This window comes from Streptomyces sp. NPDC056734, assembly GCF_042790455.1.
Classification (GTDB): Bacteria; Actinomycetota; Actinomycetes; order Streptomycetales; family Streptomycetaceae; genus Streptomyces.
The window spans coordinates 61,076-87,427 of the sequence record NZ_JBHTZD010000016.1 but is presented as its reverse complement, the minus strand read 5'-3'; the positions used below and the strand labels follow the sequence as shown (position 1 = coordinate 87,427).

24 protein-coding genes are annotated in these 26,352 nt (G+C 71.7%); 8 read left to right on the top strand and 16 right to left on the bottom strand.

Annotation, left to right across the window (positions count from 1 at the left end; translation table 11 throughout):
* Positions 1-175 precede the first annotated feature (175 nt).
* From ACFRFC_RS24345 to ACFRFC_RS24325, 5 genes are all read right to left on the bottom strand, one after another.
* Positions 176-1,459, bottom strand: coding sequence for an MFS transporter (locus tag ACFRFC_RS24345; RefSeq protein ID WP_382692334.1), 1,284 nt, complete (start codon positions 1,457-1,459; stop codon positions 176-178).
* Positions 1,460-1,564: 105 nt separating this feature from the next.
* On the bottom strand, positions 1,565-2,905 hold the full coding sequence (locus ACFRFC_RS24340; RefSeq protein WP_382692335.1) for an ADP-ribosylglycohydrolase family protein: 1,341 nt from the start codon (positions 2,903-2,905) through the stop codon (positions 1,565-1,567).
* Positions 2,906-3,198: 293 nt separating this feature from the next.
* Positions 3,199-4,281 (bottom strand): Gfo/Idh/MocA family protein, encoded by a 1,083-nt coding sequence (locus ACFRFC_RS24335; protein WP_382692336.1) that lies wholly within the window; start codon positions 4,279-4,281, stop codon positions 3,199-3,201.
* Positions 4,282-4,308: 27 nt separating this feature from the next.
* A complete protein-coding gene (locus ACFRFC_RS24330) occupies positions 4,309-5,319 on the bottom strand; it encodes an NAD(P)-dependent oxidoreductase (RefSeq protein ID WP_382692337.1) in 1,011 nt (336 codons plus the stop codon).
* A gap of 216 nt (positions 5,320-5,535) precedes the next feature.
* Positions 5,536-6,972, bottom strand: coding sequence for a DHA2 family efflux MFS transporter permease subunit (locus ACFRFC_RS24325; protein ID WP_382692338.1), 1,437 nt, complete (start codon positions 6,970-6,972; stop codon positions 5,536-5,538).
* Between the two features lie 403 nt (positions 6,973-7,375).
* On the opposite strand from ACFRFC_RS24325, the gene ACFRFC_RS24320 reads away from it, so the two are divergent.
* On the top strand, positions 7,376-8,338 hold the full coding sequence (locus tag ACFRFC_RS24320; protein ID WP_382692339.1) for a ribokinase: 963 nt from the start codon (positions 7,376-7,378) through the stop codon (positions 8,336-8,338).
* Between the two features lie 404 nt (positions 8,339-8,742).
* Here ACFRFC_RS24320 and ACFRFC_RS24315 read toward each other — a convergent pair whose 3' ends face one another.
* From ACFRFC_RS24315 to ACFRFC_RS24285, 7 genes are all read right to left on the bottom strand, one after another.
* A complete protein-coding gene (locus ACFRFC_RS24315; RefSeq protein ID WP_382692340.1) occupies positions 8,743-9,810 on the bottom strand; it encodes a LacI family DNA-binding transcriptional regulator in 1,068 nt (355 codons plus the stop codon).
* Between the two features lie 93 nt (positions 9,811-9,903).
* A complete protein-coding gene (locus ACFRFC_RS24310; protein WP_382692341.1) occupies positions 9,904-10,821 on the bottom strand; it encodes a ribokinase in 918 nt (305 codons plus the stop codon).
* 171 nt (positions 10,822-10,992) lie between these two features.
* Positions 10,993-11,328 (bottom strand): hypothetical protein, encoded by a 336-nt coding sequence (locus ACFRFC_RS24305; RefSeq protein WP_382692342.1) that lies wholly within the window; start codon positions 11,326-11,328, stop codon positions 10,993-10,995.
* A 259-nt stretch (positions 11,329-11,587) separates the two neighbouring features.
* Positions 11,588-12,379, bottom strand: coding sequence for an ABC transporter permease (locus ACFRFC_RS24300; RefSeq protein WP_382692343.1), 792 nt, complete (start codon positions 12,377-12,379; stop codon positions 11,588-11,590).
* A complete protein-coding gene (locus tag ACFRFC_RS24295) occupies positions 12,376-13,401 on the bottom strand; it encodes an ATP-binding cassette domain-containing protein (protein WP_382692344.1) in 1,026 nt (341 codons plus the stop codon). Before ACFRFC_RS24295 ends, ACFRFC_RS24300 begins: the two co-directional genes overlap by 4 nt.
* Positions 13,402-13,514: 113 nt before the next feature.
* Entirely contained in the window at positions 13,515-14,357 is an 843-nt protein-coding gene (locus ACFRFC_RS24290) for a DUF4097 domain-containing protein (protein ID WP_382692345.1), read from the bottom strand.
* Between the two features lie 103 nt (positions 14,358-14,460).
* Complete coding sequence (locus tag ACFRFC_RS24285; protein ID WP_382692346.1) at positions 14,461-14,973, bottom strand: hypothetical protein; 513 nt, start codon at positions 14,971-14,973, stop codon at positions 14,461-14,463.
* 379 nt (positions 14,974-15,352) lie between these two features.
* Here ACFRFC_RS24285 and ACFRFC_RS24280 point away from each other — a divergent pair, with 379 nt between their 5' ends.
* From ACFRFC_RS24280 to ACFRFC_RS24265, 4 genes are all read left to right on the top strand, one after another.
* Positions 15,353-15,970: a hypothetical protein gene (locus ACFRFC_RS24280; protein ID WP_382692347.1), complete on the top strand. Its 618-nt coding sequence runs from the start codon at positions 15,353-15,355 to the stop codon at positions 15,968-15,970.
* A gap of 552 nt (positions 15,971-16,522) precedes the next feature.
* A complete protein-coding gene (locus ACFRFC_RS24275; RefSeq protein WP_382692348.1) occupies positions 16,523-17,458 on the top strand; it encodes a hypothetical protein in 936 nt (311 codons plus the stop codon).
* A gap of 120 nt (positions 17,459-17,578) precedes the next feature.
* Positions 17,579-18,265 carry a TetR/AcrR family transcriptional regulator gene (locus ACFRFC_RS24270; RefSeq protein ID WP_382692349.1) on the top strand — a complete coding sequence of 229 codons (687 nt, stop codon included), beginning with the start codon at positions 17,579-17,581 and terminating at the stop codon, positions 18,263-18,265.
* Positions 18,262-19,332 carry a threonine aldolase family protein gene (locus ACFRFC_RS24265; protein ID WP_382692350.1) on the top strand — a complete coding sequence of 357 codons (1,071 nt, stop codon included), beginning with the start codon at positions 18,262-18,264 and terminating at the stop codon, positions 19,330-19,332. The genes ACFRFC_RS24270 and ACFRFC_RS24265 overlap by 4 nt, the downstream gene beginning before the upstream one ends.
* A 28-nt stretch (positions 19,333-19,360) precedes the next feature.
* On the opposite strand, the gene ACFRFC_RS24260 is transcribed toward ACFRFC_RS24265, so the two are convergent.
* The gene (locus ACFRFC_RS24260; RefSeq protein WP_382692351.1) at positions 19,361-20,218 is read right to left on the bottom strand and encodes a DMT family transporter; all 858 of its coding nucleotides are present in this window, start codon (positions 20,216-20,218) and stop codon (positions 19,361-19,363) included.
* A 158-nt stretch (positions 20,219-20,376) separates the two neighbouring features.
* The gene (locus ACFRFC_RS24255; protein ID WP_382692352.1) at positions 20,377-21,279 is read right to left on the bottom strand and encodes a LysR family transcriptional regulator; all 903 of its coding nucleotides are present in this window, start codon (positions 21,277-21,279) and stop codon (positions 20,377-20,379) included.
* Positions 21,280-21,382: 103 nt separating this feature from the next.
* Between ACFRFC_RS24255 and ACFRFC_RS24250 the strand changes: the two genes are divergently transcribed.
* Positions 21,383-22,522 (top strand): aldo/keto reductase, encoded by a 1,140-nt coding sequence (locus ACFRFC_RS24250; protein WP_382692353.1) that lies wholly within the window; start codon positions 21,383-21,385, stop codon positions 22,520-22,522.
* 57 nt (positions 22,523-22,579) lie between these two features.
* Here ACFRFC_RS24250 and ACFRFC_RS24245 read toward each other — a convergent pair whose 3' ends face one another.
* Positions 22,580-23,233, bottom strand: coding sequence for a TOPRIM nucleotidyl transferase/hydrolase domain-containing protein (locus ACFRFC_RS24245; RefSeq protein WP_382692354.1), 654 nt, complete (start codon positions 23,231-23,233; stop codon positions 22,580-22,582).
* 185 nt (positions 23,234-23,418) lie between these two features.
* On the opposite strand from ACFRFC_RS24245, the gene ACFRFC_RS24240 reads away from it, so the two are divergent.
* Positions 23,419-24,144, top strand: a complete 726-nt coding sequence (locus ACFRFC_RS24240) for a DinB family protein (RefSeq protein WP_382692355.1) — start codon at positions 23,419-23,421, stop codon at positions 24,142-24,144.
* A gap of 115 nt (positions 24,145-24,259) precedes the next feature.
* Here ACFRFC_RS24240 and ACFRFC_RS24235 read toward each other — a convergent pair whose 3' ends face one another.
* Complete coding sequence (locus ACFRFC_RS24235; RefSeq protein ID WP_382692356.1) at positions 24,260-24,985, bottom strand: TioE family transcriptional regulator; 726 nt, start codon at positions 24,983-24,985, stop codon at positions 24,260-24,262.
* Between the two features lie 69 nt (positions 24,986-25,054).
* Between ACFRFC_RS24235 and ACFRFC_RS24230 the strand changes: the two genes are divergently transcribed.
* On the top strand, positions 25,055-26,257 hold the full coding sequence (locus ACFRFC_RS24230) for an erythromycin esterase family protein (protein ID WP_382692357.1): 1,203 nt from the start codon (positions 25,055-25,057) through the stop codon (positions 26,255-26,257).
* Positions 26,258-26,352: the final 95 nt, after the last annotated feature.

The following is a 26,352-nucleotide window of genomic DNA, read 5'->3' as shown; positions in this document are numbered from 1 at the left end:
TTTTTGCCGTCGCCTCCTAACTTTTTTTATAACCCACCCCCCTGCCGCACCCGCCCCGTCCCCCCTACCGCCGCACCGGGGGGGGGAGGGGGGCGGCCCGCGGCGCGGGGTGTTCATTCCCCCCGGCGCCTCGGCCGCTCTCGTCTCATGCCCGTGTGCGTGGGCGTCCTTGCCGCTAACGCGCCTGTGGTTCCAGGGTGTCCAGCGCCGCCAGGTCCCGGTCCGCGGTTTCTCGGCCGGTGAACGCGGCTATCGAGGCGATGACGCACACCACCGTGGTGAACAGGGCCGGTGGGATCCAGCCCTGGGGGCCGGTCTGCTGGATGGCGTAGCAGATGGTGGGGGCGAAACCGGCGACCAGGAAGCCTAGTTGGCTGCTGATGGCGACGCCGGTGGTGCGGACGTTCGTCGGGAACATCTCCGTGAACATGGAGAGCTGGAGTGCCTGCCCGGCGTTGAGGAATCCGTAGGCCAGAACCTCCAGGACGAGGATGTAGAGGAGGTTGCCGTTCTTGAGTGCCAGGAAGAGGGGGAAGATCAGCAGGCCGCCGATCAGGACACCGCCCGCGAACACCGGCCGGCGTCCCCAGCGGTCACCGAGGATGCCCCACAGCGGCAGCAGCGGTGTCGTCACGACGATCACGATCAGCTGGACGGTGAGGAGTTTGCTCGCGTCCAGACCCACCGTGTCGACGCCGTAGCCGAAGGCGTAGACGCCCACGACGGTGCCCGGGACCGCCATCAGGCAGAGCAGGATGACCCGGACGACGCTCCGCCAGTGATGGCGGAACAGCGGGGCGACCGGATAGCGGGCCACCTTGCCCTCGTTCTTGGCCTCGACGAACACCTCGGCGTCCTTGATCTTGCTCCGGAACGCGAGCACGATGATCGTCCAGATCATGCTGGCGAGGAACGGGATCCGCCAGCCCCAGCTGAGCAGGTCCTCCTCGGGCAGCGCCAGGATGGGGATGAAGGCGAGCTGTCCGAGCACCGCGCCGACCCCGACGCCGACATTGATGAAGCTGACGAAGAACCCACGGCGTTTGGTGGGCGCGTGCTCCATGGTCAGCGAACTGGTGCCGGCCTGCTCGCTGGAGGTGAAGAAGCCCTGGGCGATCCGCAGGATCACCAGCAGTACGGGCGCCGCGAAGCCGATCGTGGCGTATCCGGGGAGACAGCCGATCAGGAACGTGGCGATGCCCATGCCCGTGATGGTGATGACGGTGACCTTCTGGCGGCCGATACGGTCGCCCAGCGGGCCCAGGACGAACGCGCCGATGGGTCCGGTGATATAGGCGACCGCGAAGGTCGCGACGGCACCGATACTCGCCAACTGGGGATTGTCGGCGGGGAAGAAGACTTTGCTGAAGACGACCGCGGCGACGATTCCGTAGATCGACGCGTCCAGGAATTGGAAGGTCGTGCCGAGAAAGCTCGCGAACGCCGTCCGCTTCGCCATCTTCAGCTTCTGTCTGTCTTCGTCACTCGTTGACTGCACTGTCAATTGGGTCATTCGACTACTCGATTCGCGTACGGCCCACGAGGGGGACGGGGCTGCGGTGGGTCACCAGATGTCGCGTGGCGTGTACGCCTCGGCCGCCACGGCCGAAGTGCTGTTCAGGCGCAGTGCGGTGGCCACCTCGACGGTGTGCGCCACCAGGGAAGAGATCGGTACGCCGTCGTAGCCGAACACCGCGCTGCGCACGGTGTCCTTGAGCGGCGCGGTCCAGCGCTCGTCGATGGCCGCGGCGAGCGGGCCCGCCACCGAGCCGGCCGTCGCCCCGTTGGAGTCGGTGTCCAGTCCACCGAGGACGGTCAGGGCGATCGACTGGTCGAAGTCGCCGTCGGCCCACAGCAGTCCGGCGGCCAGGACGGCCGCGTTGACGACCGTGTGGACCGTGCCGTAGGAGCCGAGTCCGGCATCGATCCGCGCCCGCGCCTCCTCCCAGGTCAGCCCCAGGTCGTACGCCTCCCGTACGGCGGTCAGGGCCGCGTGCAGCCGCGAGCGGCGCGGGACGACGGTCAGTGAGCGGTCGTACGCCTCCCGGATGCCGCCCGCCGTGAAGGCCGCCGCCACCAGCGCGGCGCACCACATCTCGCCGTACACGCCGTTCGCCCGGTGCGACAGCGTCGCGTCCCGGTAGGCCAGTTCCGCCGCGCCCGCCGGGTCGCCCGGCCGGACGTAGCCGAAGACGTCGGCGCGGATCGCCGCCCCGATGTACTCCCGGTAGGGGTTACGGGTGTCCGCCGCGGCCTCGGGGGCGGCACCGGCCGCCAGATTGCGCAGGGCGACCCGCTCGGCGGTGTAGGTCTGGAGGAACGGCAGGAGGGTCAGCCAGGCGGCGGCCACGTCGGCCGTCGTGAAGGCCGGGCCCACCGTCCGCAGCAGATGCAGGTTGAGGACGGTGTAGTCGATGTCGTCGTCCCGCGCCGAGCCGTCGACCCGGCCCCGGGTCGTCTCGGTCCAGCAGGGGACGTACTCCGGGAAGCCCTCGCCGGTGTCCTCGACGGCCGGGAAGTAGTCGGTCAGCGGCCAGGCGTCCTGCGACTTGAGGAAGGCCCGCAGGACCGCCGGGGACCACTCCCCGAGGCTCTCCACCGGCTTCCCGAGCATGTTGCCGACGATCCGGCCGTGCCAGGCCCGGGAGACCTTGGCCGGGTAGTCCGGCGGGAGGCCGGGGCCGGGGTTCTCGGACAGGCCGGGGCCGGTGGCCGGTACGGCGTGGGCGTCGGCCGCCGGCCAGTCCGACTCCGCGATGATCTCCGCCAGGGTCTCCGGCTCGACATAGGCCCAGTCGGGGCGGTGGGCCGTCGCTTCGAGGTCCGTGAGGAATTCCTGTGCCCGGGGCTGGGCAAGGGCGTCGATGCCGCCCTCGGCGGAAATCCGTTCCGCGATGTCGGACACGTCGTATCCGCTCTCCGTCCGCTGTGCGAGTTCCGCCCGGAGGAGATGTTGTTGATTGAGTGCGCCGTGCAATGTGACTCCTGCGCTTTCGCAGACGAACGTACTTTTGCCGACAACCTCGGCGGACGACATGTCCAGAGAATCCGAGCGACGAGAATCACATGGTCGATCTCGGGCCCGGCGAGGGTTTTGGCTTTGACTTGCTATGTCGCTTCACTCATATCAACACGTGTTGCGGGGTGAGTCAACACGTGTTGCACGAGGTATTTTCCCGCTTCTCGCATGAGGTTTCCTCACTGCTCGAAGGACGGGATCTCCACCACCGAGCCGCCGTTCATCGCGGAGGTGTGCGCGGCGAATCCCGCCGCCGTCCACTGGGCCGCGACCACCGCGTCCAGGGCGGGGCGACGGCCCTCGACGACGCTGCTCACGAACTCGTGCACCAGGCGCGGAGCGGCGCCCCAGTACAGCTGACTGCCCCGGGCGAGGGCGGGCGGCATCGTGTCGGACAGGTCCGGCGGTGTGTACGGGACGGCCTCGACCATGCGTCCGCGCCCGCCCGGACCGTGCTCGCCCCAGGAGAAGTACAGGGGCGCCTCGTCGGTGGTCCGGCCCCACTCCAGGCCGTGCCGCTCCCCGTAGAGGGAGAAGGACTCCACCGGTGCGCGGGCGGTGCGGAACATCGACCGGGTGACCTGGAGGGTGGCCGTCGAGTCCGCCAGCTCGTACAGCGCGGTCTCCATCGGGTACGGGTTGTCCCACACCGCGCGTTCGTCCGCGGGCAGCCGTCCGGCGCCGAGCGCTCGGACCGTGGTGGGACGGCTGCCGAGCGCCGCGAGCATCGGGGACAGCGCGTGGGAGGAGTACCACATCGGCGGCAGCCCGACCCAGTAGCCGGGCCAGCCCTCCATGTCCTGGTGGTGCTCGCCGCGCCCGAAGACCACGTCCCCGAACTCTCCGGAGTCGACCAGACTCTTGATGTGCACGACCGGGTCGGAGTAGGCGCCGGTCTCCATCATCATGTAGTTCAGCCCGGTGCTGTGCTGGAGGTCGACGATCCGCTGGAGGTCGCCGGGGTCGAGGCTCGGGGTGACGGCGACGGCACAGTGTTTGCCCGCGCCCATCACGGCGAAGGTCTGCTCGGCGTGCAGATGCAGCGGGGTGAGCAGGTGGACCGCGTCGACATCCGGTGCCCGGAGCACCGCTTCCAGCGAGGGATGGGTGCCGGGGACGCCGTGCGCCCGCGCCACCCGTTCCAGGACGTCCGGCGCCGGGTCGCACAGCACGACCCGTTCCACCTCGGGGTGCGACTGGTAGATCGGCACCCATAGCTCGCCGAAGTTCAGCCCTACGACGGCGACGGTGATCCCGCTCATGGTTCTCTCCTGCTGGTGCTGGGGTGGTCAGGAACTGCGGAACTGCTCGATCAGTGCTTCGGCGAACGCGTGGTTGGAGTCGAGGGTGCGGCCCGCGTTGTGCGGGGTGTGCACCACGTTGGGCCGGCCGAGCAGCGGGTCGTCCAGCGGCAGCGGCTCGATGTCGAAGACGTCGGCGGCCAGCGACAGCTCGTCGGCCAGTACGCGCCGGCGCAGCGCCTTGCCGTCCAGGATCTGCATCCGGGTGACACAGACGACCAGACAGCCCATGGGCAGCGCGTCGATCAGCCGGTCCGTGATCAGGCCCTCCGTCGCGGGGAGGTGGGGGATCATCGGCGCGAAGATCTCGGCGTCGGCGACCAGTTCCTCCAGCCGGAACCGGCGCCGGGCGCCGGAGCGGTGGAACGCCGGGTCGGGCGCGGACCGGCTCCAGCCGACGACGTCCGCGCCGAGCGCGGCGCAGAAGGAGCCGTACCGGGTGCCGATGTTGCCCATGCCCGCGATCCGCACCCGCTTCCCGGCGACCGTGCCGGAGACGAAGGCCGGATCGTCGCCGAACTGGGCGGCCCGGGTGCGGGGACGGCCGTTGCCCTCACCCGGGTAGTACGACCAGACGTCGTGGCTCTCGCGCATCGCGGCGTACGTCTGCGGAATGCGGCGCAGCCCGCCGATGGTCAGGCCGAGGGCGAATTCGGCGACGGACTGGGCCCAGTAGCCCTCGTTGCGCGGCACATACACGGTGACTCCGCGCGCGGCGGCGGTGTCCGCGAATCCTGCGGTGCCGGGCACGTCGGCGAAGGCGGCCTCGGTCAGATGCGGCAGCGCCGGGAAGGAGCCGTCGCCGTAGTCCAGGTCGTAGCCGAGCACGAGGAGGCGCCGGGTGTCGCGGGGGAGGTCCAGCTCGTCCAGGGTGCGCGGGTCGCCGGGCGCGAGCCGGACGAAGTGCGGGTTCGTGCCGCGCCACAGGTGCAGGGCGTGGTCGGCGGCGTAGGACCAGTGCCGTTCGAAGGACTCGTTGACGACGATGACGTCGGTCATGGGGATCGGTTCTCCTGCTCTGTGCGTGGCGATCGCTGTCGGGATCGCTGTCGTGGCTGCCGGCCTGATCACTGTCGTGACCACTGTCGTGCCTAGTGACTGTGGTGACCGCTGTCGTGACTACTGTGATTACTTCCGTGGTGATCGCCGTGGTGACTGCCGTGGTGACTGCCACGGTGATCGCCGTGGTGATCGATGTGGTGATCGCTGTGGTGGCTACTGTCGTGATCGCTTGGGTGATCGGGGTGCCGTGTCGGCCACGGACGGGCGCGGTGGTGCTGAGGGCCGGTCGCGGGCCACCCGGAACGCGAGGGCGAACGCGAGCGCGGCGACGACGGCCGACGCGGCGAAGCCGATCCGTACGGCCCTGACCTCGCCCTCGACGGCGGCGCCGGGCCCCGCGGCCATCGCCGACAGTGAGAACACCGCCGCGAACACCGCGCTCCCGGCGGCGCCGGCCACCTGCTGGAGGGAGGCGATCACGGCGTTGCCGTGCGCGTACCTGCCCGGCGGCAGCGCTTCGAGTGCGCCGGTCACGGCCGGGGTGGACAGCACGCCCATGCCCAGTCCCATGAATCCGGCGTACAGGACGGCGACCAGCCAGACCGGGGTGTCGGTGCCCAGGAAGGCGAAGGCGGTGTAGAAGACGACCAGCGCCCCGGTGCCGGCGACCACGGGGACGCGTCCCCCGAAGCGGTCGAAGAAGTGTCCCGCGAGCGGGCCCATCAGTCCCATCAGCAGGCCGCCGGGCAGCAGGATCGTGCCGGTGGTGAGGGTGTCGAGGCCGAGGACGCGCTGAAGGTAGTAGGGCAGGGCGAGCAGGGCACCGTAGTACGCGGCCATGCACAGCAGCAGGATGCTCAGGCCGATCCGGAACTGCGGTGCCGCGAACACCCGGACGTCCAGCACCGGGTCCCCCGTCCCGGCGAGGGCCTTCTGGCGCCGGGCGAACAGCGCCACGCCGCCCGCCCCGGCGGCGACCAGCGCCGACGCGAGCACGATCCGCCCGGTCCCGTGCATCGCCTCGCCGAGCTGGCTGAGCCCGAGCACCAGGGGGCCGAAGCCGAGGACGGCCAGCGCCACCGACGGGAGGTCGAGCGAGACCCGGCGGGTCGTGCCGACGTCGGTGAGGAAGATCAGTCCGATGATGAGCGCGCCCACCGCGACGGGCAGCAGTACGACGAAGAGATAGCGCCAGTGCAGGTACTGGAGGACCAGCCCCGCCAGAGCCGGTCCGATGGCCGGCGCGACCGCGAGAACGATCGTCACCACGCCCATGAGCGCCCCCCGGCGTCCGGCCGGGGCGAGGGTGAGCACGGTCGTCATCAGGAGTGGCAGCATCACCCCGGCCGCCGCGGCCTGCACGATCCGCGCGGCGAGCAGCAGGGGGAACCCCGGGGCCACGGCCGCGAGCAGCGTGCCGCAGAGGAACACCCCGCAGCTCACGGCGAACACCGCCCGGGTCGGGAACCGCTGGATGACGAACCCGGTGGTCGGGATGACCACGGCCATCGTGAGCAGATACACGGTGGTCAGCCACTGGGCGGTGTTGACGGAGATCCCCAGCTCGATGACCAGCCGCGGGATCGCGACGGTCATGATCGTCTCGTTCAGCACCACGACGAACGAGGCGACGAGCAACACGCCGATCACGACACCCGTCCGTGCCGGTGCCGGAGATCCACGTCGTAGTCGCTGAGCCAAGGCCGGGTTCCTGTCGTAAGGGTCGTGTCGGGGCGATGCGGGGTGCGCGAGGCGCAGGGGGGTGGTGCGGGAGGTGCAGGGGGGTGGTGCGGAGGAGGTGGTGCGGAGGGGTGACGGGGTGGCGCCGGGTCCCGCCGCCAGATCCACGTCCAGGTCCACCAGGTCCCGACGTCGGGTTTCGCCGTCGTTTCCGTCGGGTTCCGCCGTCGGGTCCTCGTGGGGCGCGGTTCGGGTTCGGCGTGCCCTTGCAGGTCTTATGTCAACACGAGTTACCTTTATGGTCAACACGTGTTGCGTAACGGAGAACGACTCCGGGGAATCCCGTGGATGCCCAGCGAGGGGAGACAAGATCGTGCCCGGCACCGTCATCGTCGTGGGTTCGGCGAATCAGGACTACGTCATCGCCTGTACGGCGCTGCCCCGGCCCGGGGAGACCCGGCTCGCGGGACGGCTGAGACGGTTCCCCGGCGGCAAGGGCGTCAACCAGGCCGTCGCGGCGGCCCGGCTCGGCGGGGCCGTCCGCTTCGTCGGCGCGGTCGGGGACGACTCCGACGGGGCGTTCCTGATCCGTGAGCTGCGCTCGGAGGGCGTCGACACGAGCGATGTGGAGATCACCACGGTCGCCCGGACCGGCCTCGCCTTCGTGTCCGTCCTGCCCGACGGCGAGAACGCGATCACCGTCGTGCCCGGCGCGAACTTCACGCTGGTCGCCGACCGCACCGCCCGTGCCGTGCGGCGGCTGGCCGACGCGTCCTCGATCGTCGTCCTGCAAGGGGAGATCCCGGTGCCGGCGCTCCGTGCGGCGGTCGAGACGGGGGTGCGGTGCGGTGCGCGCGTCGTCCTCAATCTGGCGCCGTACACCGAACTCCCCGCCGAACTGCTGCGGCTCGCCGACCCGCTGGTGGTCAACGAGGTGGAGGCGGCGGCGCTGCTCGGCACCCCGGTCGCGGCGCTCGGCTCCCCGGCGCAGGCCGCCGGGCGGCTGGCGGAACGGGCCGCCTCGGCGGTGATCACGCTGGGCGGGGCGGGCGCGGTGTGGGCGCGGGGTCTGGACGGGGCGACGGTCCCCGCTCCCCCGGTGGGGCAGGTGGTGGACACGACCGGCGCGGGTGACGCGTTCGTCGGCGGCCTGGCCACGCTCCTGGCGGAGGGCCACGACCTGGACGCGGCGGTCCGCTTCGCGGTCGAGGTCGGCACGGTCGCGGTCACCCGCGTCGGCGCGCAGGCGTCGTATCCGTCGCGGGCGGACGTGGTGGAGGCGGGGCGGGCCAGGGGGCAGGGTGGGGGGCGGTTGGCGGGGCGGAAGTCTTCTTGAAACGGGGGCGGCGGCTGCGGGTGCCGGGTGGGCCCTGGTCGCCCCGGCCGGTTCAGATCGCCCGGCCGGGTCCCAGTCGCCTCGTCCCGTCCCGGTCGCCCGGCCGGGTCCCGGTCACCTCGTCCCGTCCCGGTCACCTCGTCGAGTCCCCGTCGCCCCGTCCCATCCCGGTCACCCGGTCCGGCTCGGTCGAGCCGGGGTTGTTCCGGGGTCAGCCCGGACGGGCCAAGGCCGACCCGAACCAGCCGAAGTCACCCGACGCCGGACCAACCGCAATCAGCCCAGCCAGACTCCTCTGCAGTCAGCCAGGGCCAACCCGGACCAGCCCAGGTCAGCCGCGGTCGGCCAAAGGCCCCCGCACCGGCCAAGGTCAACCCTCACCGGCCGGGAACGCTGGGCGCCCGTCAGCTCATGCCGCCCGTCCACTGGATCGTGGGCTCGCAGCCGCAGCTTTCGCCGATGAGGAGGTTGCCGCGCAGGGAGAGGCGGGGTGGGCGGGGCTGGGTCTCGGTGGAGTCGCCGGTGGTGATCAGGGAGATGGCCGTGCGGACGATCTCGCGCAGCGGCCTGCGCATCGAGGTGAGCCGGGGTGCGCTGAACAGGCCCTGGCGGACACCGTCGTAGGAGACGATCGCGAGGTCGCCGGGGACGTCGATGCCCAGTTCATGGCAGACGCGCAGGGCGCCGATGGCCTGGATGTCGCTGGTGACGACCACGGCCGTGGGCCGCAGTTCACGCCGGGAGCTGCGGTAGGAGTCCTCTTCGAGGAGCACCCGCAGGGCCATCGAGCCGCCCTCGGCACTGACATCGGCGTGGCCCACGAGGTCGTCGCCGGCCGGTAGGCCCTCCGCGAGTTGCTGGTCGCGCCACGCCTGGACGCGCCGGGCGTCGTCCGGCCAGGTGGGCGGTCCGGCGATGCAGGCGATGACGGAGTGGCCGTGGTACTGGAGATGATCGACGGCGCGGCGGACGTCGTAGTACGAATCGGCGTACACGGACGGCGAGTCGGGCGACACGTCGGTGACGTCGTCCAGCACCACGTGCGGGGTCGACCACTGCCCCGCGGCGAAGCCGGTGGGGAGGGACGCGGCGGACGCGATGAGCAGACCGGTCATCCGGCGGTCGTCGAAGGATCTGATCTGCGCCTCGTCCTGGGCGGCGTTGAACGCGCTGATCCCGATGGACAGGACATGGCCGCGCCGGGCGAGTTCGACCTCGACGGCGTGGGCCATCTCGGCGTAGTACGGGTTCATGGGGCTCGGCATCAGCAGCCCGACGGACATGGTGCGGCCGTCGCGGAAGGCGGTCGCCAGTGCGTCGGGCCGGTAGCCGAGGGCTTCGATGGCCGCCTCGACCCGGGCCCGCGCGGCGGCCGACACGGGGCGGGGGCCGCCATTGGTGACGTAGCTGACGACCGCCGGGGAGACACCCGCCATCCGTGCCACGTCCGAGCGTGTGACTTTCGGCGCCATCTGCTGCCCCTTACCTCGTTCCTCTCGGCGTCCCGACCGCACGCTCCACCGTTCCGGTCCCTGTGTCCCCCGGTCTCCGTGCCGTTCCACCGGTCAGCGCCTGAGCTGGCGGATGTCGCGGCGGTACGGGTACGAGGCCTGCGCGCCGACGCGTGACATGGCGACGGCGCCGGCCTCCGCGCCGACCCGGACCGCGTCCTTCAGGCTCGCGCCCTCGGCGAGCAGGGTGACCAGACCGCCGACGAAGGCGTCCCCGGCGCCGGTCGTGTCGACGGCCGGGCCGACCCGGGGCGACAGGACGTATCCGCTGCCACCGCCGTCGGCCCAGGCCGCGCCGGAGCGGTCGGCGACGACGACCACGGACCTGGCGATGCGCAGCAGCGCCGCCGCGGCCTCCTCGGCACGCTCCCTGCCGTCGATCGCGAAGCCGGTCAGCGCGGCGGCCTCGACGCCATGGACGACGAGCGGGTCGGCGTGGCGCAGCACGTCCTCGTCGAGGTCGATGACCGGCGACAGGTTCACCACGCTGCGCACGGCGCTCCGGGAGGCGGCGCGCACCACGGCGGTCACGACGTCGGCGGGGATCTCCGCCTGGACGACGAGGATCGCGTCCGGGGTGGCGAGCCGGGTCACCACATGGGCGGTCCGGGCGGCGCTGAGGGTGTGGTTCGCTCCGGGTACGACGGTCTGGGCGCTCTCGCCCGCCGGGAGGAGCGAGACGACGGCGAGCCCGGTGCGGTCGGCGGAGGTGATCTCGATCTCGCTGGTGTCGACGCCCTCGGCGCGCAGTTCGCGGATCAGCAGCGCCCCGTCGTCGTCGTCACCGACCGCGCCGACGATCGCCACGTGTGCCCCGAGCCGGGCGGCGGCCACGGCCTGGTTCGCGCCCTTGCCGCCGGGGAAGCGGCGCAGGCTGTGCGCCAGCCGGGTCTCCCCACCGGTCGGCAGCGCGTCCACCGCGAGGACGTAGTCCTGGTTGGCCGACCCGACCACGATGAGGTTCCCAGCCATTGCTTCCCTTCGCCGGCACTTGCCTGTTCTCCGCCCGGCCCATGGTATTCCCCCATGTGACGGGGGCGACGGCGGTCAGGCCGGTACGGGTGCGGCGGGGGCGGTGTGCCGGGCCTGTTCCGGGTCGGCGCGGGTGACGCCGTGCCGGGCGAGGGTGTCGGCCAAGAGACCTCAGCCGAAGACCCAGACCCCCGCGCCGGCGGCCAGACCGCCGGCCACACCGACGGTCACGCCCACCAGCCGAACCGCCCGCGCCCCCGCCATCGCCTCTCGGTCCCTGAGGGCGAGCAGAAACACCACGGCGGTGCCGACCAGCCCGTCGACCCCGGCCATGAGGAGCGTGAACTTCCAGTCGATGTCACCTGTGAACGCCCCGGCGACTGTCTGGACCACCAGCGACAGCGCGACGGTGACCATGAACGGCGGCCCGTAGCCCGACCAGTGCGGGGCCGCCGGGTTCCCGCGCCGCCGCGCGTCACGGACGATCGCGATAACGATGACCGCCATCGCGCCCAAGACCCAGGAAAGGGCGAGCACACCCGCTATGTTCCGGATCAATTCCATCAGGAAGCCACCTAGTTGCCCGTCGGGCGTCTGAGAACAACTCACGCCCGCACCACCACTGTTGCGGGACTTCCCGGCGATCTTCCGTGCCCGCCCGGATTCTGTCCAATCCCCGGTCCGCGCGTCGCCCGACCCCACGCACTGCGGCGGCGTACTCCGACGTGGATGTCGGGGTACGCCGCCGTGGTGCGGTGCCGGCTGGTTACTTCGGGTCGCGGTTGAAGAGGGACTTGGACCAGAAGTAGCCGAGGACGGCCAGGGCGAGGCACCACAGGACGGCCAGCCAGCCGTTGTGGCCGATCTCGGTGCCGAGGAGCAGTCCGCGCAGGGTCTCGATGGCCGGGGTGAACGGCTGGTACTCGGCGACCGGCCGGAACCAGCCCGGCATCGAGTCGATCGGCACGAAGGCGCTGGACAGCAGGGGGAGGATCATCAGCGGCATGGCGTTGTTGCTGGCCGCCTCGACGTTGGGGCTGGACAGGCCCATGCCGACCGCGATCCAGGTGAGGGCGAGGGAGACGAGGGCGAGCAGGCCGATGGCCGCCAGCCATTCCAGGGGGGTGGCGTCCGTGGACCGGAAGCCGATGGCCACCGCGACGGCCCCGACGAGGAGCACACTCATCACGCATTGCAGCACGCTGCCGATGACATGCCCGATGAGCACCGACCCACGGTGGATCGCCATCGTACGGAAGCGGGCGATGATGCCCTCGGTCATATCCATGGAGACGGACACCGCGCTGCCGATCGTGGTGCCGCCGATGGTCAGCAGGAGGATGCCGGGGACCACGTAGGCAAGGTACTGGGATCGGTCCGCCCCGCCCGCCCCGATGCCGGCGCCCATCGCGTCGCCGAAGATGTAGACGAAGAGCAGGAGCAGCATCACCGGCGTGAGCAGCAGGTTCAGGGTGAGTGAGGGGTAGCGCCGGGCGTGCAGGAGGTTGCGGCGCAGCATCGTGGACGAGTCACGGACGGCGAGGGTGAGGGCGCTCATCGGGCATCTTCCTTGGACTGGGCGGGGACGGTGGGTGTGGTGGTCGTTGTGGTGCCGGTGGTGGCCGTCAGTGCGAAGAACACGTCGTCCAGGTCGGGTGTGTGCACGGTCAGTTCGTCCGCCTCGATGTTCTCCGAGTCCAGCCAGTCGAGGATGGAGCGCAGTTCGCGCTGGCTGCCGTCGCTGGGGATCTGGAGGGCCAGCGCCTCGTCGTCCCGGGTGACCTCGCGCAGCGCGGTGGCGGCGCTCTGGTACGCGGCGGGGTCGGCGAACCGCAGCCGCACATGCCCGCCGGGGATCATGCGCTTCAGCTCCTCGGCACTTCCCTCGGCGGCGATCTTTCCGTTGTTCAGTACCGCGATGCGGTCGGCGAGTTCGTCGGCCTCCTCCAGGTACTGGGTGGTGAGGAAGACGGTGACTCCGTCGGAGACCAGTTCGCGGATGATCTGCCACATGTTGTGGCGGGAGCGTGGGTCGAGGCCGGTGGTGGGTTCGTCGAGGAAGATGATCCGTGGGTTCCCGACCAGGGTCATGGCGATGTCCAGGCGGCGTTTCATGCCCCCGGAGTAGGTGGAGGCGGGCTTCTTCGCCGCCTCCACCAGGTCGAAGCGGGCCAGGAGTTCGGCGGCGACCCGACGTCCCTCGCGCTTGGACAGGTGATGCAGGTCGGCCATGAGGAGCATGTTCTCCTCGCCGGTGATCAGGCCGTCCACCGCCGAGAACTGCCCGGTGACACCGATCGCCGCCCGCACTCCGTTCGGGTGAGCGGCGATGTCATGGCCCGCCACCTGCGCCTGCCCGCCGTCGGCGGTGATCAGGGTGGAGAGGATCTTCACGGCGGTGGTCTTGCCGGCGCCGTTCGGGCCGAGCAGCGCGAACACGGACCCGGCCGGGATCCGCAGATCGATGCCGTCGAGCACGGTCTTGTCACCGTACGACTTACGCAGGGCGGTGGCGGAGACGGCGACCGGGGACGGCTGACCGTCGCCTCGCTTGGACGTGGGCATGACAGATGAAGGCATGGAGCCCTCCCGTTCGAAGGCTGAAGTGATGAGGGGATCAGGTGAGATGAGGCGGTTGGGATCTCGGGGGGTGCGGGGGGGGTGCGGGGGGGGCGGGGGGGGTGAGCCGTGGCTCAGGACTTGGCGCGGAGGATGTCGATGTTGCCCCAGTTGGTACGGGCGCGGACCTTGACCGTCTCCTCGGTCTCCGTCGGGGTCTCCGAGGTGGCGAGCATGTTGCGTACCTGCCCACGGTTGGAGCTGACGTCGAGCCAGGCGGCCGTGCCCTCGCGGACACCGACCTCGATGTGGCCGTTGGAGGTCTCCAGACTGACCTCGCCGCGGACGACCTCGGCGACACGGAGGGCGCCGTTGGTCGTGGTGCCGGTGACCGACGCCTCGGCGCGTGCGATGTCGATGCCGCCGTTGGTGCCGTTCACCCGCAGCTCGCCGGTCACCGCGCCGACGGTCATGGTGCCGTGCGAGTTCTTCAGGACGGCCGGTCCGTCGATGAGGCCGACGCGCACATTGCCGGAGCTGCTGGTGATCTCGGCCTGGCCTTCGACCCGGTCCACGGCGCTGGCGCCGTGCGACGCCTTCAGCCGGAGCGGGCCGGTGGTGTCGAGACGCACATTGCCGGCAGAGCTGTTCACCCGCACCTCCCCGAGCCGGCCCTCACCGATCACATTGGCCGCGGCGCTGGTCATGTCGATGTGCGAGCCCACGGGGAGTTCCACCGTCACGTTCACGGAGCCGGCCCGCCCCAGCAGGTTGGCCTTGGGCGTGGTGATGGTCAGGGTGCCGCCGGCATAGCCGACCTCGGTCTGGTCGGCCGCCCGTACGTCCAGGTCCTTCTTCGGGTCGAGCGGCCGCACCTCCACGACGGTGTCGAAGCGGTCGCCCGCGGCGAACTGGACGGAGCCGGCGTACACGTAGGCGGTGACCGAAATCGGTTCGGGGGTGTCGAAAGAAGGCATGACTGTACCGTCCTCATGGGTCCTTGGGCCGTCCCCGCAGGTGGGACGTGGTGTGGGTGGAGTGACGTACTGAAGTGACCGTGGTGGTGCGGCGTGGGCGCGGCTAGCGCACCCAACCCGTGAAGCTCTGCCCGACGGTGCGGGTCCGCTCCGCCGTACGCGGTCGGGTGCCGCCGTCGACCGCGGCCGAAACGGCGCGCACCAGCCAGGCGTTGACCGACAGTCCCTCACGCGCCGCGACCTCCTCGGCCCGCGCCTTGAGCTGTGCCGGCAGCCGCAGATTGACCCGGGCGGTGCCGCCCTCGTCACCGTCGGCCGGGGCCTTGAGCGGTTCGACGGGCAGGGCCGGCATCTCGGGCGCCCCGCCGTCGCCGGGCGGCGGTGTCACCACGAAGTCGGGGTCCAGTCCGCGCAGCCGCAGGTCGACCGAGCCGGGGGCGAGTTCACGGGTGATCTCGTCCATCGCGGCGGAGAGCACATTGAGCATGGTCAGCCGGGTCGCCGACTCCAGCGGAGCGGTGAGCCGCTCGGCCAGCTCGCGGGCATCTTCCCCGCCTGCTTCGGCGGCCACCGCGAGTTCGCGGCGAAGGTTGTCGACGTACGGCGTGAGGTCCATGACGCCATCATGGCATCACTGTGGCGCCATCCGCAAGCCCGAATGGCGTCGGGAGGGGCGGAGGATCCGGAGATGCCGGTCTGAGCTGCGGAAATGGTGCGGCACAGTGTTGAGTCAGGGTGGCGTCATGCGCGCTCAGACGGCTTGCGGGGGCGCGAAATGGCACCGCGTGGCACCACATGGCACCGGATGGCGCTCGATGGCACCATGTGACACCAGGTGACGCCGGATGGCGCCACCCGGCGCCACGCATCCATGGCCGCCGCCCGACGCCCGTCGTGGTCGCCCCAGTCGCCCGGTCTCCCAGCCACCCCGTCGCCCTGTCGCCCCGTCGTCGTCGGCCGCCCGGATGGGGATCTCCCTCTCCACCATGTCCCGCATGGTGGACCTCCTCACCACGGCCCGGCGGGAGACCACGAGCGCGCTGTGCCACGAGATCTGCGACCTGGACGACACCTCACGCCGCCTGCTGGGCGAGGCCCTGCCCGCCCTGGAGGCCCTCGGCCGGCAGACACGCGCCCGTCTCTCGCCGCCCGGAGGAGGAGTACGGGGCATTCAGGACTTCGGGGAGAAGACCCGCGGACAGGATCAACTCCCCCATCGCCCCTTGGGGTGCCGCGGACGGCGAAGTAGAGTCCCGTTCATGGACGCCCTCTTGCCGTTCCTTGTCGCGACCGCGTTCTTCGCCACCGTCGCGGGCCTCTTCGCGTGTCTGGCGGTGCGTATCCGTCGCCGGGGCCTCGGGGGCGGGGCCATGGGCGCGGCGCTGGCCTCGTACGAGGAGGCGTTCAGAGTCACGGCCCACGAGTCTCATATCGAGATCCGCGCCCAGGCGGAACGCAAGGCGCCGCTCCTGTCGCCCGACGGCCACTGGCGGCGAAACCCCGGCGCGGGCGGTGCCGGCGGTGCGGGGGATCCTCGGCCGCGTCGGGCGCGGGCGCGCCGGTCACGACGGAGTCCGGGCCGCTGGGCCGGCCGGCTGAGGCGCGGTCACTGACCCGTGGACACCGTGGTGCTGGTGGCAGGAGTGGTCGTCGTACTGGGCATCGCCGTGTTCCTGACGGATCGGGTGCTGCTGGCGATGGAGGCGCGGGGCTGGATCCACTGGCGCCGGACCAAGGGCCTGTCGTCCATCGGCGCCGACCTCCTCCAGGAGGGGGACCCGGGGGCCCGGGCCGTCAGACACGCCATGGAACAAGAACGGGTACGCAAGAACGTCAGACCGGCTCAGGACCCGCCGTTCAGGGTGGACTTGGAGGCGGGTACCGTGCGTGTTCGCCGCGCGGCTCCAGCGGATGTGCGCCAAGCCGACACCCGGGCCGTCGCGCGGCCAACCGCCCCCGCGCCCACATCCCCTGCCCCTGCCCCTACCCCTGCCTCCGTCCCCACCACGGGCCGCGCATCCGGTCGTACGCCGCGTGCCCGCTGAGTCCGGCTTCGCGCCCCCTCGGACGGCCTAACCGTCGCTGGTTCCGGGTCCGGCGTGATCCATAGCCTGGCGCCCGGCGCGTGATCTCGCGTCTGCCGGACGGAAGGCGAGCGACTCCCCGTGAAACTCCCCCTGCTGCACCGCATGGCCTGGCTCACCGCCGTGGCCGTGCTGACGACGATGCCCGGCGCTTCCCCGGCCGCGGCTCTGGGCGCCAGCCCGTGGCAGAAGGTCGGCAGCGACGCCCACAGCGGCGTGAGCGGCATCGCGTACGAGGGCCGTACCGATGACGGCACCGGCGTGCGGGTGCTGGTCGTGCACGACAACAAGCGAACCGGGCAGCCGCGGCTGTCCCGCATCACCCATGAGGAAGGCGCCGTCGGTGTCTCCCCCGTCACCTGGGACGGGCCCGAGCCGTCCGACCTGGAGGCCATCGAGGCCATCCCGGGAATGCCGGGCGAGTATCTGGCCCTCGCCAGCCGTGGCATCGTCTACCGCCTCAAGGTCACCGACTCCACCGCGACCGTCGTCGACCACTCACCGCTGCCGGCCATCGGCGAGGGCGACGACTTCGAAAGCCTCGCCCTCTTCTCGCACGACGGGCGACTCGCCGCCCTGTGGGCCGACCGGGGAGCGGGCGCCGAACGCCCCGCCACGCTGTACGCGGCTCCCCTGACCTTCGCCGCCTGGGGACAGCCCCTGTTCGGCGCCGTCACGCGCCGCGCCTACCGGGCCGCCTACCCGACCGACGCCGCCACCCGGCACCTCTCCGACATCTCCCTGACCGGCTCCGGCCGGATCATCGCCGGCTCGGCGTCGGACGCCGGGGACAACGGGCCGTTCGACTCCGCGGTGAGCGACGCGGGCCGGGTGACCGTGTCGGCGGACGGCGGCGTACAGGTCGCTCTCGCCCCGTTCCCCACCGTCCTCGGGACGTTCCCGCAGTACAAGGTCGAGGGGGTGGAGTGTCTGCCGGGGTCGGCCGATGCCGTCCTGGGCACCGACGACGAGAACCGGGGCGGGTACGTGCGGGACGTGCCGCTCTGCGGGGTCTGAGCCCCGACTCCGGTCCGATCCGCGACGGAGCACATGACGTGCCCTATGGCTTCCTCCCCCTGGAGACCGGCCCGTTCCCAGCGGACTGAGTCCGATACGACGTATCGTACACTGACCCCTATGCCCCGCAGCTCTCCTTCCCTGGACCGTGCGACCCCCGAGCGCATCGCCGCCTGCGCCCTTCAGCTCATCGACGAGGGCGGTCCGGGGGCGCTCACCTTCCGGGCGCTCGCGGCGCGGCTGGGGATCTCGCTGGCGTCGGTGCAGCGGCGGTGCACGGATCTGGCCGGGCTGCTGGACCTGTGCACCGATCATCTGGCGGCGCGGCTGCCGGACGTGGCGCCGGGTACGGCGTGGGCCGCGGCCACCGAGACCCGGTTCACCGCGCTGTACCGGCTGCTGGTGGCCCATCCGGGGCTGATCGCCCTGCGCGGGACGCGGCCCTGGCTCGGGCCCCATCTGCTGGCCCGGCTCGTGGAACCGCAGCTCGCCCACAACCTCGCCGCCGGGATGGGTCCCGAGACGGCGTTCGCCACCTACCGGCGGATGTATCTGCTGGCCCTGGGCTGCGCCGGGTTCGTCGATCACCGGGAGCCCGGGATCACCCAGACCGCCACCCGTACGGCGCTCGCCGCGCTCGATCCCCGGGAGTTCCCGGCGCTCACCGGCACCCTCGCGGCGCTCCTGCCCGTCATGACCGACCACGAGGTGTACCACGGCGCCCTCCGCCAGCTCATTGACGCCGCCGACCCCGCAACCGCCCCCGGCGCCGAAGCCGCGGAAGAGACCGAAGGAACCTCCCGATGAGCAACACCACTCCCCCGGCCCGCGTCTTCAGCAGCGACAACGCCGCGGGTGCCTCGCCCGAGATCGTCGAGTCCCTGGTCCGGGCCGCGACCGGTCAGGCACTGCCCTACGGCGCCGACGACCTCACGGCCACCGTCCGGCGCCGGCTGGGCGATGTCTTCGAACGTGAGGTGGACGTCCTGCTGGTCTCCACCGGGACGGCCGCCAACTCACTGAGCCTGGCCGCGCTGACACCGCCCTGGGGCAGTGTGCTGTGCCACCGGGACAGTCACATCAACAACGACGAGGGCGGAGCGCCCGAGTTCTACACCAACGGCGCGAAACTGGTCCCGCTCGGCGGTGCCGACGCCAAGATGGACCCGGTGGAGCTGCGCGCGGCCGTGCGGAACAAGACCGGGGATGTGCACAGCGTCCAGCCGTCCGTCGTCAGCATCACCCAGGCCACCGAGACCGGAGCCGTCTACAGCCTGGAGGAGGTCCGTGCCCTCGGGGCGGTCACCAAGGACGCGGGCCTGCGGCTGCACATGGACGGCGCCCGGTTCGCCGGTGCGGTCGCCGCCCTCGGCTGCACCCCGGCCGAGGTCACCTGGCGGGCCGGGGTGGACCTGCTGTCCCTCGGCGCCACCAAGAACGGCACCATGACGGCCGACGCGATCGTGGTCTTCGACCGGAGTCTGACCACCGAACTCGCCCATCGCGGCAAGCGCGCCGGGCAGCTGACCTCCAAGATGCGCTACCAGGCGGCCCAGTTGGACGCCTACCTCACCGGTGATCTGTGGCTGCGCAACGCCACCCGTGCCAACACCATGGCCGCACGGCTCCAGGACGGTCTCAAGGCGATACCCGATGCGGAACTCCAGGGGGTGACCGAGGCCAACATCGTCTTCTGTCGGCTGCCGCAGCAGGTCATCGACGGTCTTCTCGGCGACGGCTATGTCTTCTACCACGACCGCTGGGAGCCGGGCATCGTCCGCTTCGTCACCAACTTCACCACCGCCGAGCGTGATGTCGACGCCCTGCTGCACGCGGTCGGGCGGCACGCGGGCCGCCCGGACGCCCGCGCCTGAGCCGGGACGCCCTTCCGGCCCGCCTCCCTCACCGCACCACGTCCACCAGATGCGGCACCACCCGGGTCAGGCGCAGGACGCCCCAGACGATCAGGCCCACCCCCATCGCCTCGGGGAGGAGCCACCAGCCCGTGCGGACCGACTCCTCGAAGAGGGTGACGCCCAGGAGGAGGCTCACCGACGCGTCACCGATGGTCAGTGCGGGCTGGGAAGCGGCGAGGGGTCCGGCCTGGAGGGCGTTCTCCAGCAGGAGGAGCGAGGCGACTCCGGTGAGGGCGAAGCCGTAGGTCTGCCAGGTGGTGAGGAAGGCGGGCAGGCCCGCGTCGGCGAAGCGGCCCGCCGCCGATTTCATCAGGGCGGCGGTGAGGGCGTTGCCGATCGCGGCGCCCGTGGCCAGGGCGGCGGCCCGGAACAGGGGCGAGGTGGAGGTGCGCACGAGCAGCACCGCGGCCGTGATCGCGCCGACGGTGAGCAGCAGCACCGGGATCCAGCGGGTCATCGGCGCCTGCTGCCGGGTGCCGGCGGGGGCCGCGGCGGCGAGCAGCACGGTCAGTCCCGCGACCATGGCGGCGACGGCCCACCAGCCCTGGGCGTTCAGTCTGCGGTGCATCAGGGGGATCGCGACCAGCAGGGCGAAGGGCAGTTCCAGGATGAACAGCGGCTGGACGAGCGCCATGGGCCCGTTGACCAGGGCCAGCGCCTGGAACAGCGCCGCTCCTGTGACACCCGCGATGCCGATGGCCCAGGCCGGGCGGTGGACGAGTGCGCGCAGCAGCCGCACCCCGCCGCCCCGGGACACGGTGGAGGCGGCCTTGCGCTGGAACGCCGTGCCCACCGCGTTGCTCATGGCGCCGAGGACGGCGAACAGCACGGCGAGGACCATCATCACTCCACCATGCCTTGAGGGTGCCGGGGCCGCCCCCGGTGGCGCCTCGGGCTCGGCCGCCGGAGGCTCTTGGCCCGCTCGACGGCGGCGATGGACGTGACGGGCGATGGCGGCGGGCGTTGGCGACGGCCGAGAGGGACCGATGCACGGCGGGCCGGTCAGCGAGCCGTCGGCCAGTCCTCGCGGGCGGCGACCTGCCGGGCCGTGCGGACGAAGGCCCTCAGCGCCGGGGCGTCGTGCGGGGTGCGGTGGAGCAGGTGGAGGGTGATCGGCGGGAGGGGGTCGGTCAGGGGCAGGTGGGCCGCGGCGGGCAGCAGATGCGCGGCGACGGAGCGAGGCAGCAGCATGAAGCCGTCGCTGCGGATGCCGAGGTGGTTGCGCAGGCCGGGGACCGGGTTCTCCCAGACGGTGAAGTCCTCGCCGGTGCTGCGGGCCACGGCGAGGACCGCGTCGTGGTAGGCGGGCGCGAGGTCCCGGGCGAGGAAGCGGAAGGTGTCGCCCCGCAGGTCGCGCAGGGCCACGGCGTGCCGCCCGGCGAGCCGGTGGCTGGCGTGGACGACGACCACGTACTCCTCCGTCCGCAGCGGTACCGCCGCGCAGCCGTCGGGCACCGGGAGATGGCGGCCGAGCACGGCGTCGAACTCCCCGTCGCGCAGGCCCTCCAGCAGTTCGGTGTCCCATGCCTCCTGCGTCTCCAGAACGACCTCCGGATGGTCCCCGGCGAGCGCGGCGACGAGCTGTGGCATCTCGGCGTGCGCCGACATCGGCCCGTAGCCGACCCGTACGGTGCCGGTGGCGGTGCGGGCGGCCTGGCGGGTGACGGCGACGGTGCGCTCCGCCGCGTCCAGCGCCTCGCGCGCCGAGGCGACGAAGGCCAGACCGGCATGGGTCGGCCGGGTGGGCCGCCGGTGGAACAGGGCGACTCCCAGCTCCTTCTCCAGTTGCCGGATCTGACGGCTGAGCGGGGGCTGTGCCATGTGCAGGCGCTCGGCGGCCCCTTGGAAGCTGCCGGTCTCGGCGACGGCGATGACATAGCGCATCAGACGCAGGTCGATCGGCATACCGTGAGGGTATCTCCACCGACCGAACGGGTCTGTGCGTTCTCCCTGTTCCCCGGCCTAGGGTCAAAAGCGGCAAGTACGGCGCTCACGACGGGAGTTGGCCTTGACCCACCACGACAGCACGGCCTCGCACGACGCACTCGCCCCGGACCCGCCCGCGTCCCGCCGCCATGTGCTCAAGGCGGCGGGCGGCCTGGCGGCGGCGTTCGCGGTCGCCGGTACGGGGACGACCACGGCGGCGGCAGCCGGGGACGGCGAGCAGCCCGCCGCGCCGGCGCCGGGGAGACTGATCACCAAGATGCTGCCCGGCACCGGGGAGCGGCTCCCGGCGATCGGCCTCGGCACCTTCACCGTGTTCGACAGCCTGCCGGGCGCCGACACCGCCCGGCTCCATGAGGTGGTCCGGCGGTTCTGGGCGGCCGGGGGCCGGGTGATCGACACCTCCCCGCTGTACGGGGCGGCCGAGGCCAATACGGGCGCCGCCGTCGCGGGCTTCCAGGACCAGGTGTTCCTGACCGACAAGATCTGGGCCACGGGCGAGCATCTGTGGGACGAGAGCCATGCGCTGGCCAGTCTGGAACGCTCCATGGAACGCCTCTCGCGCGGCCGGCCCATCGATGTGATGCAGGTGCACAACCTGGTCAATGTCGACTGTGTCCTGCCGATGCTGCACGCCTGGAAGAAGGAGGGCCGGATCCGGGCCCTGGGAGTCACTCATCACGAGCCCGCCTACTTCGGTGTCCTGGCCGACTGGGTCGAGCGCGGCGACCTCGACTTCATCCAGGTGCACTACTCGATCCGCACCCGGGAGGCCGAGCGGCGCGTCCTGCCGGCCTGTGCCGCGAACGGGGTGGCGGTGATGGCCAACATGCCCCTGGAGAAGGCCCGGTTGCACAAGGTCGTCGAGGGCCGGCCGCTGCCGGGCTTCGCGGCGGAGGCGGGCGCGGCGAACTGGGCCCAGTTCTTCCTCAAGTGGGTCATCGCCCATCCGGCGGTGACCTGTGCCCTGCCCGGCACCTCCGACCCGGACCACATGACGGAGAACGCGGGCGCCATGCGCGGCGAACTGCCCGACCGGCGGCTCCGGGAGCGGATGGCGCGGCACATGGAGTCGCTGCCCGGCTTCGACGCCGTGCCGACCCTGCCATGGTTCCCGGACAAGGCGTACCCGGGCCCGGTCTCCCGCGCCCAGTCCGACATCCGCGCCCGCAGCCCGTGGTGGCCGTCCGCGCCGACTACCTGACCCGCCCGAGGGGGATGACTGACGCGGGCGCCGGGACGTACGTACGTCCCGGGACGGTCAGAGGGACATGAGCAGACGATCCAGCGGCCTGGGTACGTGGGTCAGGTCGAGGTGGGTGACCAGCGCCCGCGCGTACTGGGCCTTGCGGCCGCTATGGGTGCCCAGAAAGCGGCGCAACTGGTGCTCCACGGGGCGTTCCCGCTGGGCGGGCTGGCCCTGGAAGGTGTGGAAGGGGCGCGTCTCGCCCTGGGCGTCGATGACCTGCTGGACTCCGGCGGCGCCGAGGGCACGGATCAGTTCGTCCTCCAGGTCGGCGACACACACGTAGAAGCCCAGGGACTCCAGTTCGCCGGGCGTCAGGGCCGTGGCGAGGCCGACGCGCTCCAGGTGGCGGCGGAAGTGTCGTTCCTCGCCGATGTCACAGAGTCCGGCGAGCGGGAGGCCCAGCCCTGGTGGGCCGCAGACGTCCAGGAAGCGGCCGATGTTGGTCGCGCCGCCGAGCGGGACCACGGCGACGCCCTCCGCGTCGAGGTCCCGGCCGTGCCGCGCGGCCAGCGCCGCCAGCGCCGCCTCGTCGCTGTGGCCCTCGACGAGCACGATCGTGCGGACCGCGCCGGCCAGCGCCCGTGCCTCGGACGCGGCCTCGCCCGCGCGGGCCCCTCCGGCCGCCCATTCGCCCAGCGCCCGGTGGAACCGCCTCGACTCGTCCATGGAACCTCGCCTCCCCCACGCCATCGTGACATGGCGGTGATCCCGTACGCATGCGTGTTTGCGGGCACGCGGGTCTACGGGGTGACTCGCCGGCGGAAATCCGTGGCGGCCCGCGCTGTCCGGGAGCTAGCCTCCGCGAGGGCGGGGGCGAGGGTCGTGACCGCGTGAGGAGCGAGGGGGCCGCGGTGGAGACCGGGGATATGAGGACCGACCGTCTGAGCGTGCTGATCGACCAGTTCGACCAGGCCAGGGAGACGGCGGAGGTACGGCTCACGGGGCTCGGCGACGAGGAGTATCTGTGGGAGCCGGTGCCCGGGTGCCATTCGATCCGGCGGCGCGAGGAGGCGACCTCACCCAGGGCGTTCGGGCCGGGTGACTGGCTGCTCGACCAGGGCGCGCCGGACATTCCGGCGAGCGAGTACGCCGAGGTCGCCCGGCAGGTCGAGAGCGGTATGACGATCGAGAAGATCGCCGAGGACTGGAGCGTGAGCGTCGGGCGGGTGACGGAGGTCCTCGCCCACACCGGGCCGGTGGAGCCCGACACGACGCCGGTCACCACCATCGCCTGGCGGCTGGGTCATCTGCACTTCTGCTTCGCGGGCACCTGGGAGTGGACCTTCGGCGAGCGGCGGCGGGATCCCAAGCAGCTGGTCGACTTCACCCCGTCCGCGTCCCTGGCCCTGGAGCGGCTCTTCTCCGCGCTGGACAGCTGGCGCGAGCGGATCGCGACGGTGACGCCCAAGCAGCTCGACACGATCGGCTTCTCCCAGTACCCGTACGGCTCCGACGCCGACGAGCCGTTCATCGGCGTGATCTGGGGCTGCAACCTGGAACTCATCCATCACATGGCCGAGATCGCCCTGCTGCGGGATCTGTGGCGGGCGGGATTCACGGGCGGGGGGAGGGCGTAGCGCCCACGCGATGGCCGGTGGCGCCGACAGTCTGTGGCCGATGGCTGGTGAGGTGACCGATGGCTGGTCACCTCACCAGCCATCGGCCCACCGGTCACCAGCCACCGGTCACCGGTCACCGGTCGCGCAAGTAGGTCTCCAGCTCCGCCGCCCCGCCCAGCAGCGCGCGGCCCCGTGCCGACAGGCGGTTCCGCCAGTCGCGCAGGGCGGCTTCCAGGGGTTGCAGTCCGCCGGCCGCCCGTACCTGGGTGATCAGCGGGGCGATCTGCTCCAGCAGATAGCCGCCGCGCCGGAGCTGGTGGGCCAGCCGGGCGTCCCGTACGTCGGCCTCGGTGTAGACGCGGTATCCGGTGCCGGGGTCGCGGTGCGGGCGCACCAGTCCGGCGTGCTCCCACTTGCGCAGGGTGGCGGGCCGGATGCCGAGCCGCCGGGCCAGCGGCCCGATGAACATGCTGCCGCCGGGCGACGGCTCCGGGCCCGGCTCGGGTTCCAGGTCGCGCAGGGCCCGTTCGACGGCCTCCAGGGTCCGCCGGTCGTCCAGGAGCTGGGCGTGGCTCTGGTCGATGAGGCGGAACGCGTCCTCGTGCCCGCTCTCGTTCACCGCCCGCATGATCGCCGTGGCCGTGCGATGGCCGTGGCCGGGTACCAGGGCGAGGAAGGTGCGCAGGGCCGACGCGTGCAGGGGGGTGTAGGTGCGGTAGCCGTGGGGGGTGCGGTCGGCGGTGGGGAGGATGCCCGCGTCCTCGTAGTTCCGGACGGCCTGGGTGGACAGTCCATGGGCGCGCGCCAGATCGACCGGCCTGAGCCTGGCCCGCCCCTCGCTTTGAGGGTTTTTCTGCATACCTTCCCCACCATCCCGAGGATCTCGCGTAAAAGTCTCCACCGTAGGTTCAACGATACCGTTCATGGCATGGCTACCGACATCGAGGACACCGTCCATGCCGTCGACGCGGCCGCGCTGCTGCGGCTGCTTCCGGACCGGCCCCGGGTACTGGCCCTTGGCGAACCCACGCACGGCGAGGACACCTTGCTGGAGACACGCAACGCGTTGTTCCGGCAACTGGTCGAGGACGAGGGGTACCGGACCATCGCGATCGAGAGCGACGCCCTGATGGGGCTGGTCGTGGACGACCATGTCACCTCGGGCGCGGGCACTCTCGACGAGGTCATGGAGCATGGCTTCAGTCATGGGCTCGGGGCGTCCGCGGCCAACCGGGACCTCGTGCGCTGGATGCGCGCCCACAACGACGGCCGGCCGGCGGCGGATCAGGTCCGGTTCGCCGGTCTCGACGCCCCGCTGGAGATCACCGGCCCCGCGAGCCCGCGCCAGGCCCTCCTCGCGCTGCACGGCTGTCTCGCGGCGGAGGTGGACGCCGAACTGCTGCCCTGCACCGCGGACACCCTGCTCCGGTTGCTCGGCCCGGACGGCCGCTGGACCGACGAGGGCGCGATGCGGGACCCCTCCCGGTCCGTGGGACGGTCACCGGAGGCGGGCGAACTGCGGCTGCTCGCCGACGACATGGCGTCCCTCGTCCATGAACGGTCGCCGCGGCTGATCGCCCGGACGTCCCGGGAGGCGTGGGACCGGGCGCGGCTGTACGCACGTACCGCGACCGGGCTGCTGCGCTATCACTCCTGGCTGGCCGACACCTCACCGGGCCGGATGACCCGGCTGCTGGGTGTGCGGGACCAGTTGATGGCGGACAACCTGCTCGCCCTCGCCGAGCGCGGCCCGACCCTGGCCTTCGCACACCATCTGCATCTCCAGCGGCACCTCGGCGAGATACGGATGGGCGGGCAGCCGCTGCGGTGGTGGAGCGCGGGCGCGCTGGCCGCCGCCCGGCTCGGCCGGAAGTACGCCGTCGTGACGACCGGCCTCGGCACGATCCGGCACCGGGGCGTGGACATCCCGCCGAAGGACACCGTCGAGGGGCTCCTGTACGGGCTCCCGCAGGACCGTGCGCTCCTCGACGCGCGACGGCTGGCCACCGCCCTCACCAGCCCGCCGCCCACTCCCCGGGTCTCCTCCTGGTTCGGCTACTTTCCGCTGACGCCGGAGCATCTGACCGGCAGTGAGGCGATCCTCTACATCAGGGATGTGCCGCAGGTCTGATACATCAGGGATGTGCCGCAGGTCTGACGCGTCCCCGTCCGTCCGCAGGGGGCGGGAAACGATCGGTCGACGCTGATCGCTTCCCGCCCCGAGGA